Below are 14959 nucleotides of genomic sequence, written 5' to 3'. Positions count from 1 at the left end.
TGAGCGCGCATTGTAGGCGCTCAGCGAACCGGAACGTCGTAGGCCGTGGTGGGGCTGGGCTCGGGCGTGAGGGTGAAGTGCCACCACTCCTGCGGGTAGTTGGCAAAGCCCCGGCGCTGCATGGCCTGCAGCAGGGTCTGCCGGTTGCGGTACTGGGTGGGGGTGATGTCGGGCGCGTCGGTATGCGCGCGCGGGCCAAAGAAGTCGAAGTCGGTGCCCATGTCGATCACGCTGCACGGGTCGCTGCGGCAGTCGAGCAGGCCCAGGTCGACGGTGGCGCCGCGGCTGTGCCCGGAGGTTTCGGCGATGTAGCCGCCCAGCAGCGCCGGCTTGTCCAGACCGGGGTACTGCTGCGCCTTGCGTGATTGCTCGAGCGGGTCGTTGGCCCAGGCCACGAAGGAGCGGACCGACTGTGCCGGACGGTAGCAGTCGAACAGCTGCAGGCCATAGCCGCCCGCGCGCAGGTCGGCTTCCACCTGGGCCAGCGCCTTGGCCGCGGGGCGCAGCAGGAAGCACTTGGGTGCCTCGTACCCGGGTACCGGGCGGCCGGTGAAGTTGTTGGCGCCGGCGTAGCGCATGTCGAGCTTGATATCCGGCGAGAGCGTGGTGATGTCAACCAGGCCGGCCTGCTCGGCGGTACGGACCAAGGCGATGTGCACCGGCTGGGCCGACACCACCGCGGGCGCGGCCAAGGCGAGCAGCAGGCTGAGGGCAATCGCCGACGCGGGTGAAGTGCAGGTCCTGGTAGTCATAGCTGAAGTCGATATCCGGATCGATCGCGCTCAGGCGGAGCGCCGGCGGGGTGCCCGGCTCCACCTGCAGCCAGGGTTCTGCATCCGCCCCGAGGGTATCCCACTGCACCAGCCAGCGGGTATCGAGCTGCATCACGGTTCCGCGCAGTGACGGCGATTTGTCCACGCTGAAACGCAGGCGGTTGTTTTCGGGGCAGAGGCGGGCCTGGCCCAGCCAGGGGTCGCGATAGAGGCCCTGCACGGCTGAGGGATGGTCGGCGCTGCGTAGAGCCACGCCCTGCGTGGCTGCGGGATGGTCGGCGCTGCTCAGCCACGCAGGGCGTGGCTCTACGGGTTTGCGTGCCGTCGTGTCTGGCAGTACGTGGGTGGTGTTGCGGCGCTGGGTCCGTTCGGCCTGCAGCTGCCCGGAGTAACCGGCAACGGTCTGCAGCTGCTCTGGCGCGGTGTAATGCTTGAGCGCGGCCTGCATGAGCACGGTGCGCGCGTCCTCGCCTTCGCCATTGATCAGGATCACCACGCCCACCCTGCGGTCCGGCAGCAGCGCGAGCGAGGAGTACATACCCGACAACGTGCCGGTGTGGGCGACCTTCCACTGCCCGTCCATGTCCGACAGCCGCCAGCCATAGCCATAGGCGGAGAAATGCGCGTTGTCCCAGCGGCGCTGGCGTTCGCCCAGCGGCATGGGCATGTGCGCGGTCCACAGCGCGCGGCGCTGGGTATCGCTGAGCCAGCCAGGCACCAGGCTGGGATCCAGCAGGACCTGCATCCAGCGGGTCATGTCGCGCAGGCTGCAGCGGATGCCGCCAGCCGCCATCGAGGTCAGGTCCGGCGCGATGTCGGTGTCAGCATTGACCACCGCGTTGCGACCTTCGCGGGGGACATGCGGCTGGGCCACGTTGCCCACCTTCGCCACCGACCACGCGCCGGCCTGGCAGCGGGTCATGCCGAGCGGGCCGAAGACTTCCTCGCGCAGCAGCTGGTCATACGGCTTGCCCCCGGCGGCGGCGGCCACCTCACCGGCCACCACATACATCAGGTTGTCGTAGGCGTAACCGCTGCGGAAGCTGGTGACCGGCTTGAGATGGGCAAGACCGGCCATGATGTCGGCGCGGGTGAAGGCATTGGGTTCGGGCCAGAGCATCAGGTCGCCCGCGCCAAGGCCCAGCCCGCTGTTGTGGATGAGCAGGTCGCGCACCTGCATGTGTTCGGTGACCCACGGATCGTGCATGCGGAACTGCGGCAGGTACTTTGTAACGGGGTCGTCCCACGCCAGCAGGCCACGGTCGACCAGCCGCGCCAGGACTGCCGCAGTCATGGCCTTGCTGTTGGACGCGATCTTGAACAGGGTGTCGGCATCGATGGGCTCGCCACTGCCGGCGCGGCGTTCACCGGCGGTGTGGGTATAGACCACGCGGCCGTCATCCACCACGGCCATGGCCAGTCCCGGCAGCGCGTAGTGCTGCCGGGTCTGGTCGAACATCGCCTGGAAGCCGGGCTCGGCGGCTGCGGCGGTGGCCGAAGCCATGACCCCCGCCGCCACGCACGCCACCCACGGTTTCAAGACGCTCATGCGCTCAATAGTTCCACGTAACCGTGAGCTGCGCATAGCGCGGCGACTGGAACCCGGTGCCGTAACCGTACAGCGGGTTCGGTGTGCCGATGCTGTCCTGCGGCTCGTAGTCCTGGTCCACCGAGACGATGCGCTGCTGGTTGAGCACGTTGTACACGGCCAGCTTCAGGCTGATGTCCAGCGGCACCGGCACCTTGTAGGCGATGCTCATGTCCAGGTCGTAGGTCCAGGGGGTGCGGCCATCACCGGCACGCGGCGAATGCACGAACACGCGTTCGGACGGCACGCTGGACTGGCAGTTGGATACGCACACGAAATAGCTGTGGAAATCGGTGGCATCAAACGGGTTGCCTGCACCAAAGCGGGTGATCGGGCTGCCGGACTGGATGCCCAGCGTGGCCGCCACGGTCAGGTTTTCGGTGAGCGCGTAGCTGCCGCGGAACTTGAACTGGTGGCGGCGATCATTGGCCAGGTAGCCGTAGCCGCGGTAGTTGACCCATGGGTTGTCGAAGTTCTCGGTACGGCCCGAATCGGCGAAGTCGGTATCGGAATTGACTGGACCTTCGGCGTTGCCCTTGCCATAGGCCAGGGTGTAGGACGCGTTGAAGCCCCACTTGCCATCCCATGCACGGTCGACCTGGAGTTCCAGCGCCTTGTAATCACGCTTCGGCTTGACCCAGCCACGCTGGCCCACGTAGTTGCCGTCGTCGTCATACAGCGCCCAGCCTTCGCGGGCGGTGTCGATGTTGATCCAGCCATCATTGCTGCCATCGCAATCGGTGTCGCCCCACACGGTGTTGGTGCGACCCGGGTTGCCCATGATCCACACGCTGTCGACCTCACCACACTGGCCGGTCGCGGTGATGTTCATGTCATCAATGGCATTGTTCAGGCGGCGATAGGTGACGCTGGCGCCGACCGACCAGGATTCGCTGAGCATGTGCTGGAAGCCGAGGATCGCTTCATCCTGGTACACCGGGTCCATGTCGCGGTTCACTTCGGCGCGCAGGTCCGGCACGCTGCCGTCGCCCTGCGAGTTGTCCACCGGGCCGATCTGGCCGCCCAGTACCGGGATGTTGTTCCCGCCACCGGAGTAGCCGAGGAACTCGTACCAGGTACGCTCATCCAGGAAGCCGCCGGCCTGCTTGATGTTGATGACGTTGGCCACCGGCAGGAAGTAGCGGCCGAGGTTGCCGAACACCTTGGTGGTGCCATCGCCCCTGACGTCCCAGGAAAAGCCCAGGCGCGGGGCGAACATGTTGTCGATCTTGATGTAGCTGTCGCCGTCACCGCCCTTGTTGTCGAAGCCTTCCACGCGCGCGCCGATGTTCAGCAGCAGGTTGGGGGTGACCTGCCAGTTGTCTTCGATGTAGTACGCGGAGTTGATGGTCTCGAACGAACCGGCCACTTCATAGCGGCGGGTGCGCGCGACCAGTCCGCTGGCCGGCACGGTGCCGCCGTTGAGCGAGCTGCCGGGAGTGCGGTAGTAGATGTCGTAGCGCAGCCCGCCCGGACCCGGGTAGGAGCGTTCGTAATCGGAGGTGTTCTCTTCGCGGTCCAGGCCGAAGCGCAGCAGGTGGTCACCCAGGGCCCACTCGAAGTCGGCACGGGCCGCCTTGCGGGTATCCAGTGCCGATTCCACCTGCGAGCTGCTGGTGCAGCTGCGGTCGCCCTGCAGGCCGGTGGGCACGCCCTGGCTGGCGGTGCGGTTGTCGAACACGCGGTTGCAGTTCTGGTCCATCAGGCTGCTCTGCGAACGGTTGCGCTTGTTCTCGCCATACATGAGCTTCATGGTCAGGTCGTTGTTGACCTGCCAGCTGTAGGTGCCCGACCAGTTCTTGCCGCCGACCGTGTTGTAGATCTGGTTGGTGCGGTCGCCGACGATGTCGCCGGTGGCGTAGTCGTACCTGTAGACGTCGGTGATGGTGTCGCTTTTGTCGGAGAAGCCGAACAGCGACAGCATCTGGTTGTCGGTGATCTGCCAGTCCAGCTTGCCGCCCCAGAACGGGTCATCGGCGCTGCCGCGGTTGAACACGGTGCCGGCGTCGTTGGTGGAGTTGGGCTGGTAGTCGCGCGCTTCGTACATGCCGAAGAAGAACAGCTTGTCCTGTACCAGCGCGCCGGAGGCGAACACGTTCAGGGCGCTGCGCGAGTAGTCATCCTGGCTGGCGGTGATGTAGCGGCTTCCGTTGCGGTCGTAGCGGTCGCGGGCCTGCGACTGCCACGCGCGCGGTTCCACCACCAGCTGCGCACCGGTCTGGAATTCATTGGTGCCCGAGCGGGTCACGGCGTTGATGACGCCGCCGGTGCTGCGCCCGAACTCCACCGAGTAGCCGCCGGTCTTGACCTGGAACTCCTGGTAGAAGCCGAACGGCACCGACGAGAAGCCGACCCGGTTGTAGAAGTCGGTAACGTTCAGGCCGTTGACGTACACGGTGTTTTCCGCGACTGACGAGCCACCGAAGGAGATGCCCTGCCCGCCCAGCGAGCCCTTGCCCTTCACCGCGCCCGGCGCCAGCAGGGCGACGGCGGTGATGTCGCGGTCCACCGGCAGGCGCGAGAGCTCTTCGCGGGTGATGTTGGTGGCCGATTCGGTGGAGCGCACGTCCACCATGTTCACCACCTGGGGGGCCCTGACCTGCACTGCGCCCAAGGTGTTCACGCCGCTGACCGGCACGTTCACCGTGGTGGCATTGCCCAGTGTCACGTTGACCTGGCCTACGCGCGCCGGCGCGCCGCCGGCCACGGCCACTTCCAGGTCGTAGGTGCCCACCGGCAGCAGGGGAATGCGGTAGCTGCCGTTGGCATCGGCGCGCACCGAGCGCACGAAGCCGGTGGCCGGGTTGCGCACCGTGACGGTGGCACCATCCAGTTGCTGGCCTGGTTCGCTCAACAGCCTGCCCGCCACCGACCCATCCTGCGCCATCGCCGCCGGTGCCACGACACCGAGGCACGCACCCAATGCGACGCATAGCGCCGCCCGCTTCAAACCGTTCGCTTTCATTCCCTGCTCTCTCCTTCAAGGGTGAAAAAACAATGTTGATTACCCCACCAACGGTGGGGTGCTACCGCGGCGTGGCTGGCACCACGTGCGATTGGAAGTCGTAATTCCACTGATCGAAATACAGGTTGCCGCCGGACCATTCGACTTCACCGCGCTGCGAATCCACGGTGTCCGAACGGGGGTACCGCTTGGCCGGCTGGAACGGCTGCTGGAAGTCGTCGTTGAAGGCGATGCGGTAGGCATCGAGCCCGCCGAAGTAGAAATCGCGCAGCGCCGGGTCCGCGCTCTGCAGGCGGCCGGTGGTGACATCCATCGGCACCCAGCCATACGGGGCCAGGTACAGCGCGCCCCAGTCGTGCAGGTTGTTGTAGCCCACCGCGTCGTCCGAATAGACCATGCCCGACTGCCAGCGCGCGGGAATGCCGTTGAGCCGCAACAAGGCGATCAGCAGCAGTGTCTGCTGTCCGCAGTCGGCATGGCCAGCGTGCAGGGCGTAGTCGCTGATGTTGGAGATGGTCGAGTATTCGCGGGCGCCGGCCCATGGGATCTGGTCGACCGCGTCGAACAGCTTCTGAGCGACCCGGTAGGGGTTGGTCTCATTGCCGACCACGCGCTGCGAGAACGCACGCAACGCCGGGGTGAACACCACGTGCGGCGCTTGTTCGGCCAGGTAGGGCTGCAGCGCGGCATCGGCCGGCGTGGGCAGCACCTTGGCCGGATCGATCGCGATGTGGCGCGCGTAGACAGTGACGGCGTAGCGGATCTCGAAGCGGGTCGGCGTTCCCGCCACCGCTTTCTGCTGCAGGTGGACCGTGCGCTGCTGGGCGGCTTCGGGCGCGATCACCGCACCGCTTTTCGGGCCGATCCAGCGGATGTCTTCCTGCTGGCCGGGAATGGCGCGCGGGTAAGGAATCCAGGCCTGCAGCAGTTCGCCGGCGGGCACGGCATCGGGTTTGACCGTGATCGACTGGGTGACTTCCACGCGGCGTGGCACCAGGCTGGTGGCGCCGCTGGCCTTGGCCGCCGCGATCACTTCTTCGTGGTGCGGGGCGAGGTTCTCGTACGGGCCATCCACCGGTAGCGGGACGTTGGGTGCGCGGCGTGCCTTGGCTTCGGCGCTGACCCGGAACAGGTTGGCCGGCGCGCGCTTGAAGTAGCGGCGTTCACCGTCGATGTCCAGGTGTTCGATCAGCCCGGCGGCATCCCAGCGCGCGAACTCGTCATCGCGCAGGTCCGGGATCTGCTTGCGCACCATCGCCTTGGCGGCAGCCTCGTCCAGGGTGAAGTCCAGCCGCATGCGGCGCATCCGCTCGCGCTGGAACGCATAAGCCGCACGTGCGTCTTCGCTGAGCGCGGGATCGTTGATGGCCGCAGCGATGCGCGCGTCGGCAGCGGCAAAGTCGCCGTGGTCGATCTGCGCCACCACCGCATCCAGCGCCGGCGCCTGCGCCCCGGCCGAGGCAATGCCCAGCAGCAGGCACGCCGTCGCGGCGCGCCGGGCGAAGGTCGAGGCAGAAGAACGCGGTTTGCGTACGGGCAGATCCACGGCGACACTTCCCAAGGTGCAGGTGGTAATCGCTGTGTAACACGGGCCTGACAGGTGGTCAATAATTTATTCTTGCTTTCGCTGGAAAAAGGAATAAATATTCCTGACGCTTTCGAGGAGGGTGACCGCTCCATGATCCAGGCTTCCCCCCGCCGCCCCGCGCGGCTTGCGTGGCCGGCGCGTGCCTTGCTGGCCGCGGTGCTCGCCCTGCCCGCCGCTGCTACCTGGGCTCAGGCGCCTGTCGCCAGCCCTTCCGACTTTGCTGGCGTGGTGGGCCTGCGTGAGGCCTATCTGGACCCGGCGTTCTGGGCGGCGCGGCTGCCCGATGCCGACCGGGTGATCCTGGATCGCTCGGGCATCGCGGCGCAGAACGCGCGCATGCGCGCCGAAGACACCTCCATTCATGACCTGCGCGCCCTGCCCGCGCGCCTGCCGCGCGCCACGGTGCTGGCCGACATCCAGGCGCTCTCGCGCTGGCCGCAGAAGCCGCTGTTCGGTGAGGACGGCAAACCGGTGGCCGCCACCGCGCGTCCGGCGATCGAGGCCAACCTGGCGCTGGACGCCATTCCTGCCGAGCGCCCGCTGCAGTACGGCCTGGTCACCCACCGCGCCGCACTGCGCGCATTCCCGACCGCGCTGCGGGTGTTCACCTCGCAGGGCGATACCGATATCGACCGCTTCCAGGAGTCCGCGCTGTTCCCGGGCGATGCGGTAGCGGTGCTGCATGAAAGCGCGGATGGGCAGTGGCTGTTCGTCACCAGTGAACGCTATTCGGCGTGGATCGAGAAGCGCTTCGTGGGCGTGGGCGATGCGGCCACGGTGCTGGGCTACGGCCAGCACGGTCCGTATCGCGTGGTGACCGGCGCCACCGCGTACACCGCGTTCACCCCGGAAGAGCCGCGCGTGTCGCGGCTGCAGCTGGAGATGGGCGTGCGCCTGCCGGTGCTGGCCGACTGGCCGATGGCGCAGGCCGTGAATGGCCAGCAGGCACATGGCGCGCACGTGGTGCAGTTGCCGGTCCGCAACGACGACGGCACCCTGGCCCTGGTGCCGGCCTTGCTGCCCCGTTCGCAGGATACGGCCAGCGACTACCTGCCACTGACACCGCGCAACCTGCTCAGCCAGAGCTTCAAGTTCCTGGGCGAGCGTTACGGCTGGGGCCATTCGTACGACACCCGTGACTGCAGCGGCTTCGTCTCCGAGATCTACCGCAGCTTCGGCGTGCTGGTACCGCGCAATACCAGTGCGCAGGCGATCAGTCCGGCGCTGGACCGTATCGCCTTCAGCGACAAGGACGGCAAGGCCAAGCGCAACGCGGCCGTTCAGCAGCTGCAGGTGGGCGACCTGGTCTACATTCCCGGCCACGTGATGGTCACCATTGGCCAGCTCGACGGACAGACGTGGATGATCCACGACACCGCCGGCGGCAGCTGGTTCGGCCCGGGCGGCAAGCGCGTGCAGGCCCACCTCAATGGCGTCTCGGTGACGCCGCTGCAGCCGATGATGGCCAGCGACACCGTGAGCTATATCGACCGCATCACCAACATCCAGCGCATCCGGCCCCAGACTCCTTGATGAAAATCACCGACATTGAACTTGGCATGCTGCGCGTGCCGCTGAAAACCCCGTTCAAGACCGCACTGCGCACCGTGGACACGGTGGAAGACCTGGTGGTGCTGGTCCGCACCGATACCGGCCACACCGGCTACGGCGAGGCGCCGGCCACGGCGGTGATCACCGGCGATACCCACGGTTCGATCATCGAGGCGATCAACACCTTCATCAAGCCGCGCCTGGTCGGCCAGGACGTGGCCGAGCTCAACCGCAACTGCGCGCTGATCCAGTCATCGATGGAACGCAACACCAGCGCCAAGGCAGCGGTGGAAATCGCGTTGTACGACCTGTGGGCGCAGCTGCACAAGGCGCCGCTGTACCAGATGCTGGGCGGTGGCGACCCGGTGATCACCACCGACATCACCATCAGCGTGGATTACATCGACAAGATGGTGGCCGATTCGCTGTCGGCGATCGACCGCGGCTTCGAGTCGCTGAAGATCAAGGTCGGCAAGGACATCGGGCTGGATATCGAGCGGGTGAAGGCGATCCATGCGGCCGTGCAGGGCCGCGCCCTGCTGCGGCTGGATGCCAACCAGGGCTGGACCGCCAAGCAGGCGGTGCATGCCATGCGCACGCTGGAAGAGGCCGGGGTGGTGCTGGAACTGCTGGAGCAGCCGGTGAAGGCGGCCGACATCAGCGGGCTGAAGTATGTAACCGACCGGGTCAACACGCCGGTGATGGCCGATGAGAGCGTATTCAACCCGGGCCAGGTGTTCGACCTGATCCAGCAGCGCGCGGCCGACATCATCAACATCAAGCTGATGAAAACCGGCGGGCTGTCCAACGCGATCCGGATTGCCGACATCGCCGCCATCTACGGGGTGCCGTGCATGATCGGCTGCATGATCGAATCAAGCATCAGCGTGGCCGCGGCCGTGCACCTGGCGGTGGCCAAGAGCGAGGTGATCACCAAGGTGGACCTGGACGGGCCGTCGCTGGGGCAGTTCAACCCGGTCACGGGCGGGGTACAGTTCAACGAGTCGGAGATCACCATCAGCGACGCGCCCGGTCTGGGCATCACTGAAGTGCGCGGTCTGGAGATGATCAGGCCGCCGCGCTGGTAACGTGCCCCGCCCCCTTTTGATTGGAACCGTTGCCTGACCCATGCCGCCCCTGGTGAAAATCCGCTCCGAGCGTGACCACATGTCGGCAATCGAACGCCGCATCGCTGATTTCATCCTCGACAATGCCCACCTGCTGCGCGATTACTCCTCGCAGCAGCTGGCCAGCGCGCTGGGCATCAGCCAGTCCAGCGTGGTCAAGTTCAGCCAGAAGCTCGGCTTCAAGGGCTACCCGGACCTGAAGTATTCCATCGGCCAGGCCGTAGCGCGCGCCGGCAACGATCCGGGCGCCGGCCCGCCGGCCGCCGCGCCGGGCAACGATTACGACCAGCTGGCCGAGCGCCTGCGCCTGAGCCGCACCGCAGCCGACGAGGAAACCCGGCTGGCCAACCTGCAGGCGGACGTGGAAGCGATCGTGCAGCTGATCGATGGCGCGCCCAAGCTGTTCGTGTACGGGCTGGGCGATGATGGTCTGTACGCGCGCGAATTCGCGATGCGGCTGTCGCTGCTGGGCATGCTCACCGTGCACCACGCCGACCCGATCCTGATGATGGCCAACCTGTCGGCGGCGCGGCCGGGCGATGTGCTGCTGGTGTTTTCCGAATTCGGCAAGCTGCCGCAGTTGTTCCAGCTCTCGCGCCAGTTCCAGGACGTGGGCGGCAAGGTGGTGTCGATCACCCGCCACAGCGCCAACCCGCTGCGCGCGCACGCCGATGGCGCGCTGGTGGTGTGCGCGCACGATCCGGCGCCGCACGTGGCGCAACTGTTGTACCGTTCTGCCTTGCAGTCGCTGCTGGACTTCGTGTTCGTGCTGCTCTGCCACGCCAACCCGGACCGCCACCGCCAGCTCGGGGTGAACCTGGAACGGATCGAACACCTGATCGACACCTGATTCCCGGAGTGCACCCGATGCTGTCGCTGCTGCGTACCGCCTTTGCCACCGTGCTGGTTGCCAGCGCCCTGCCTGCTTCGGCACTCACCCCCGTGGCCACGCCGCTGCACGACAACGGCCAGATGATCGTGGTCACCACCGATGGCTGGGATGCCACACAGGGTAGGTTGCAGGCCTATGCACGTACCCCACAGGGCTGGCAGCCACATGGCGCCGCATTCGATGTGGCGGTGGGCCGCAGCGGCAGCGCCTGGGGTGTGGGCGTAGCGCCCGCGCCGAACGGCAGTGGGCCGCAGCAGCCGGGCGAGCCGCTGAAGCAGGAGGGTGATGGCCGCAGCCCGGCCGGCATGTTCAGTATCGGTCCGGCGTTCGGCTATGCGCCGAAGATCGCCAGCGCGATGCCCTACCAGCCGATGCTGGAGAGCAGCTACTGCATGGATGTACCCGACTCGAAGTATTACAACCGCATCGTCGATGCCGAGGTCGTAGGGGCCGATGCGGTCGAAGGGTCCACCGAACCGATGCGGCTGGACCTGCACAACAAGGGCGACGTGCGTTACCGCGAAGGCTTCGTGATCGAGCACAACCCGAACGCCGAGCCGGGCCGGGGCAGCTGCATCTTCGCGCACCTGTGGCGCACGCCGGGTGAGGCCACGGCCGGCTGCACGGCGATGCAGCCCGAACACATGCGTGGCCTGCTGGCCTGGCTCGACCCGGCCCAGCGCCCGGTGTTCGTGCTGCTGCCGCGCGCCCAGTACCAGCGCCTGCAGCAGGACTGGCAGCTGCCGCCGCTGCCCAAGGCCGCACGATGAGCGCCGCGCCCGAACCGCAACTGGAACGCGCGGTCAGCCGCTGGCAGATCGTGGGGTTGTCGATCAACGACGTGATCGGCAGTGGCATCTACCTGCTGCCGGCCGCTACCGTGCTCCTGCTGGGGCCGTTCAGCCTGTGGGGCGTGGTGGCGGCAGGCATCGTGGTGGCACTGCTGGTGCTCTGTTACGCGCAGGCGGCCAGTTATTTCGATGAGCCCGGCGGCAGTTATCTGTATGCACGCGAGGCGTTCGGGCGCTTTGCCGGGTTCGAGATCGGCTGGATGATCTGGCTGACCCGGATCAGTTCGGCGGCCGCGTTGAGTAATGCGCTGGCCGATGCAGTGGCCCGGTTCTGGCCCTGGGCCGGGCACGATGTGGGCCGGGTGCTGGTGATCGTGGCCTCGCTGGGGTTCCTGACCGCGGTGAACGTGGCCGGTGTGCGCTCGGCAGCGCGGACCGGGATCGTGCTGGTGATCGGCAAGATGCTGCCGCTGCTGCTGTTCGTGGCGATCGGCGCGTTCTACGTGGATACCGACCTGGCCTTCTCCGGCACCCGCCCGGACCCGCATGACCTGCAACGCATGGGCGAGGCGGCGTTGCTGCTGCTGTATGCCTATGCCGGCTTCGAGAACATCCCGGCTGCAGCCGGTGAGTACCGCAACCCGCGCCGCGACATCCCGTTCGCGCTGATCACCATGATCATCACGGTAACGGTGATCTACGGCGCGGTGCAGTTCATCGCGCAGGGCACGTTGCCGGGCCTGGCCGATTCGGCCACGCCGCTGGCCGATGCCGCCGCCGGCTTCGGCGGCGAGGCGCTGGCCCTGATCCTCACGGTGGGCGCGACGATTTCCATCCTGGGCACCAACAGCAACACGATGATGATGGGCCCGCGCTTCCTGTTCGCGCTGGCGCGCGATGGCTACGGGCCGAAGCTGCTGGCGCAGGTGCATCCGCGCTTCCGCACGCCGGCCGCGGCGATCATCACCCAGGGCCTGATCGCGCTGCTGCTGGCGTTGTCCGGCTCGTTCGTGCAGCTGGCGCTGCTGTCGATGACCACGCGCCTGTTCGCGTACATCGGCACGGCGGCGGCTGTGATCGTGCTGGCCCGCCGCTTCCGCGACCGCCCCGGCGCGCTGAAGCTGCCCGGTGGCCCGCTGATTCCGATCCTGGCACTGGTGCTGTGCCTGGCGCTGTTTGCCAGTGCCAGCTGGCAGAACATCGTGGCTGCGCTGATCGCGTTCGCGGTTGGCGCGGTGATCTACCTGCTGCCGCGCAAGACGGTGTGAGCGAACGGCGCTTGATGCGCTGTTCACCCCGTGCGCCCGCGGCGTTAACCCGGTGCCGGGTACGGTGAAGCCTCACCCCACCGGAGCCAGACATGAGCCCTGATTACCAGATTCCCGGCCGGGTGCCGGAAGACGGCGTACCGCGCGAAGCAGTGTCCGATTACTGGCGCGAGCGTTTCAGCGCCGAGCCGTATTACGACAGCGAACAGACCTTCGAAGATTACGAGCCGGCCTATTACCTGGGCCACAGCGCGCGGTTGGGCGGTACCCGCGCCGATGAGATCATCCAGGCCTACGAGCAGGTCGAAGCCGAACTTGAATCGCGCTGGGCGCGTGAACAGGCCACCAGCAAGTTGACATGGGCCCAGGCCCGCAACGCGGTGCGTCGTGGTTGGGACGAGTCCACCGCCCTGCACCAGGCCCACCTGGACAAGGGCGTACCGCGCGGCACCTGAGTACCGCGCGGCGCGACGCGGGATTATTCCGCGCGCGGAATCGGCGGAATCTCGCGGTCACCCGCGGCCATCAGGTCGCGGGTGTTTTTCTGTACGGCCACGGCGCCAAACAGGCTCAGCGCGAAGGCCATGCCGTAGAAGCCCTTTTCGCTGAGCAGCAGGGTGGCGTTCCACAACCCCACCAGCAGCAGCAACAGCGACACGAGCAGCGCGAACCAGCACAGCGCGTAATAGAGCGCACTCACCGGGATGCCTTCCACCCGGTCGCGCACGCTCTTCTGCAGCGAGACTGCGGCGAACAGACCGAACAGCAGCAGGGTGAGGTAGTAGCCCTTCTCGTTCAGGGCCATTTCGGCATTGAACAGGCCGACCAGGTACGCCACGGCGCCCAGCAGCAGTGCGGTCCACGAGGCGGCGATGAACGCCGGAGACGGCTTGGTGACCTGAGGCTTCATTATTCAAACTCCCTTTTGATGGCGCCTACGGTAGCCGATTCCCCCGCACCCGCCTACGGGGGTGACGTATGGTCCACGCCCCCTTGATGGCCATGGTGTACAACAACGGCTGGCCATTCGCGTCCCCTTCCGGAGATCTCCCATGACCCGCCACCTGCTGCTGACCCTTGCCCTCGCCGCCACCCCGGCCCTGTTCACCACCGCCTGCGTGGCCGCGGATACGCCCGGGGCGGCCTCCGCGCCCGCGCTGGAAAAGGCGCAGTGGCCGTTCACCGCCACCGAATTTGCCACCTTCGACCAGCCGTGGGCGATGAGCTTCCTGCCCGATGGCAGCCTGCTGGTGACCGAGAAGGAAGGCAGGCTGAAGCACTTCAACCTGACCACCCGCAAGAGCGCGGAGATCACCGGCGTGCCGAAGGTGGCCTACGGCGGCCAAGGCGGCTTCGGTGATGTGCTGCCGCACCCGGATTTCGCCCGGAACGGCGTTGTGTACCTGAGCTACGCCGAGGAAGGCGACAAGGACACGCGCGGGGCGGCGGTCGGTCGCGCCAAGCTGGTGCTTGCCGCCGATGGCAGCGGCACGCTGGAAGACTTCAAGGTGATCTGGCGCCAGACCCCGAAGGTGGAAGGCAAGGGGCACTACGGCCACCGCCTGGCCTTCGGGCCGGACGGCAAGCTGTGGATCACCTCCAGCGAGCGGCAGAAGTTCGACCCGGCGCAGGACATGTCCGGCAACCTGGGCAAGATCATCCGCCTCAACGATGATGGCAGCGTGCCGGCCGACAATCCGTTTGCCTCCCAGGGCGGCGTGGCCGCGCAGGTCTGGTCGCTGGGCCATCGCAACGCGCTCGGCATCGCCTTCGACGCACGCGGCAAGCTGTGGGTGCACGAAATGGGCCCGGCCGGTGGCGATGAGTTGAACCTGATCACGCGCGGCGCGAACTACGGCTACCCGATCGTGTCCAACGGCAACCATTACGACGGCCGCGACATTCCCGACCACAGCACGCGGCCGGAATTCGCCGCCCCGAAGGTGACCTGGACCCCGGTGATTTCGCCGGCCGGTTTCATCATCTACAGCGGCACGCTGTTCCCGCAGTGGACCGGCAGCGGCTTCATCGGCGGGCTGTCGTCCACCTCGCTGGTGCGGGTAGCCTTCGACGGTGACAACGCGCGCGAAGCCGAGCGCTTCCTGATGGGCGAACGCATCCGCGAAGTGGAACAGGGTCCGGATGGCGCGATCTGGCTGCTGGAAGATGGCAGCAAGGGCAAGCTGTTGAAGCTCACCCCGAAGGGGTGATGCAGGTGGGAGCGCCGGGCGATGCCCGGCCTTCCCCGCCGACGTTCATGCCTTGACCGAACGCGGGCAATGCCACGGCGGTCGATCGGGATGCGACCCTACCAGCGCGCAGTCCCGACCGGCCCAACCGGCCCGGTCGGCGGTTCGGCGGCGCTGGGGGTAGGGTCGGTTCCCAAACGACTGCCGCTGCGCCATCAACATCCGGT

General features: G+C 67.0%; 12 protein-coding genes. 7 read left to right on the top strand and 5 right to left on the bottom strand.

The annotated features are described in order from the left end of the window. Positions 1–20: 20 nt before the first annotated feature. The 4 genes from ACTJI4_RS04675 to ACTJI4_RS04660 form a co-directional block, all read right to left on the bottom strand. Positions 21–647, bottom strand: coding sequence for a M15 family metallopeptidase (locus ACTJI4_RS04675; protein WP_440868660.1), 627 nt, complete (start codon positions 645–647; stop codon positions 21–23). Beyond that, the gene (locus tag ACTJI4_RS04670) at positions 613–2322 is read right to left on the bottom strand and encodes a serine hydrolase domain-containing protein (RefSeq protein WP_440868659.1); all 1710 of its coding nucleotides are present in this window, start codon (positions 2320–2322) and stop codon (positions 613–615) included. The genes ACTJI4_RS04675 and ACTJI4_RS04670 overlap by 35 nt, the downstream gene beginning before the upstream one ends. 4 nt (positions 2323–2326) lie before the next feature. After that, positions 2327–5326: a TonB-dependent receptor gene (locus ACTJI4_RS04665; protein ID WP_440868658.1), complete on the bottom strand. Its 3000-nt coding sequence runs from the start codon at positions 5324–5326 to the stop codon at positions 2327–2329. 61 nt (positions 5327–5387) lie between these two features. After that, positions 5388–6872, bottom strand: coding sequence for a transglutaminase-like domain-containing protein (locus ACTJI4_RS04660; protein ID WP_440868657.1), 1485 nt, complete (start codon positions 6870–6872; stop codon positions 5388–5390). A 132-nt stretch (positions 6873–7004) separates the two neighbouring features. Here ACTJI4_RS04660 and ACTJI4_RS04655 point away from each other — a divergent pair, with 132 nt between their 5' ends. The 6 genes from ACTJI4_RS04655 to ACTJI4_RS04630 all read left to right on the top strand — a co-directional run bounded on the left by ACTJI4_RS04655 (position 7005) and on the right by ACTJI4_RS04630 (position 12998). After that, entirely contained in the window at positions 7005–8447 is a 1443-nt protein-coding gene (locus ACTJI4_RS04655; protein ID WP_440868656.1) for a C40 family peptidase, read from the top strand. After that, positions 8447–9553, top strand: a complete 1107-nt coding sequence (locus ACTJI4_RS04650; protein WP_440868655.1) for a dipeptide epimerase — start codon at positions 8447–8449, stop codon at positions 9551–9553. Before ACTJI4_RS04655 ends, ACTJI4_RS04650 begins: the two co-directional genes overlap by 1 nt. Positions 9554–9593: 40 nt before the next feature. Next, entirely contained in the window at positions 9594–10442 is an 849-nt protein-coding gene (locus ACTJI4_RS04645) for a MurR/RpiR family transcriptional regulator (RefSeq protein ID WP_440868654.1), read from the top strand. A 17-nt stretch (positions 10443–10459) separates the two neighbouring features. Next, positions 10460–11254 (top strand): L,D-transpeptidase family protein, encoded by a 795-nt coding sequence (locus tag ACTJI4_RS04640; RefSeq protein WP_440868653.1) that lies wholly within the window; start codon positions 10460–10462, stop codon positions 11252–11254. Beyond that, positions 11251–12543, top strand: a complete 1293-nt coding sequence (locus tag ACTJI4_RS04635) for an APC family permease (protein WP_440868652.1) — start codon at positions 11251–11253, stop codon at positions 12541–12543. The genes ACTJI4_RS04640 and ACTJI4_RS04635 overlap by 4 nt, the downstream gene beginning before the upstream one ends. Before the next feature lie 92 nt (positions 12544–12635). After that, positions 12636–12998 (top strand): hypothetical protein, encoded by a 363-nt coding sequence (locus ACTJI4_RS04630; protein WP_282246945.1) that lies wholly within the window; start codon positions 12636–12638, stop codon positions 12996–12998. Between the two features lie 23 nt (positions 12999–13021). Here ACTJI4_RS04630 and yiaA read toward each other — a convergent pair whose 3' ends face one another. After that, on the bottom strand, positions 13022–13453 hold the full coding sequence (yiaA, locus tag ACTJI4_RS04625; protein WP_440868651.1) for an inner membrane protein YiaA: 432 nt from the start codon (positions 13451–13453) through the stop codon (positions 13022–13024). Between the two features lie 142 nt (positions 13454–13595). Between yiaA and ACTJI4_RS04620 the strand changes: the two genes are divergently transcribed. Then, positions 13596–14753 (top strand): PQQ-dependent sugar dehydrogenase, encoded by a 1158-nt coding sequence (locus tag ACTJI4_RS04620; RefSeq protein WP_440868650.1) that lies wholly within the window; start codon positions 13596–13598, stop codon positions 14751–14753. Positions 14754–14959: the final 206 nt, after the last annotated feature.

Source organism: Stenotrophomonas sp. 22385 (assembly GCF_052045085.1).
Lineage (GTDB): Bacteria > Pseudomonadota > Gammaproteobacteria > Xanthomonadales > Xanthomonadaceae > Stenotrophomonas.
Note: the sequence above shows the minus strand (reverse complement) of the source record. Positions and strands in the feature narration are given on the sequence as shown.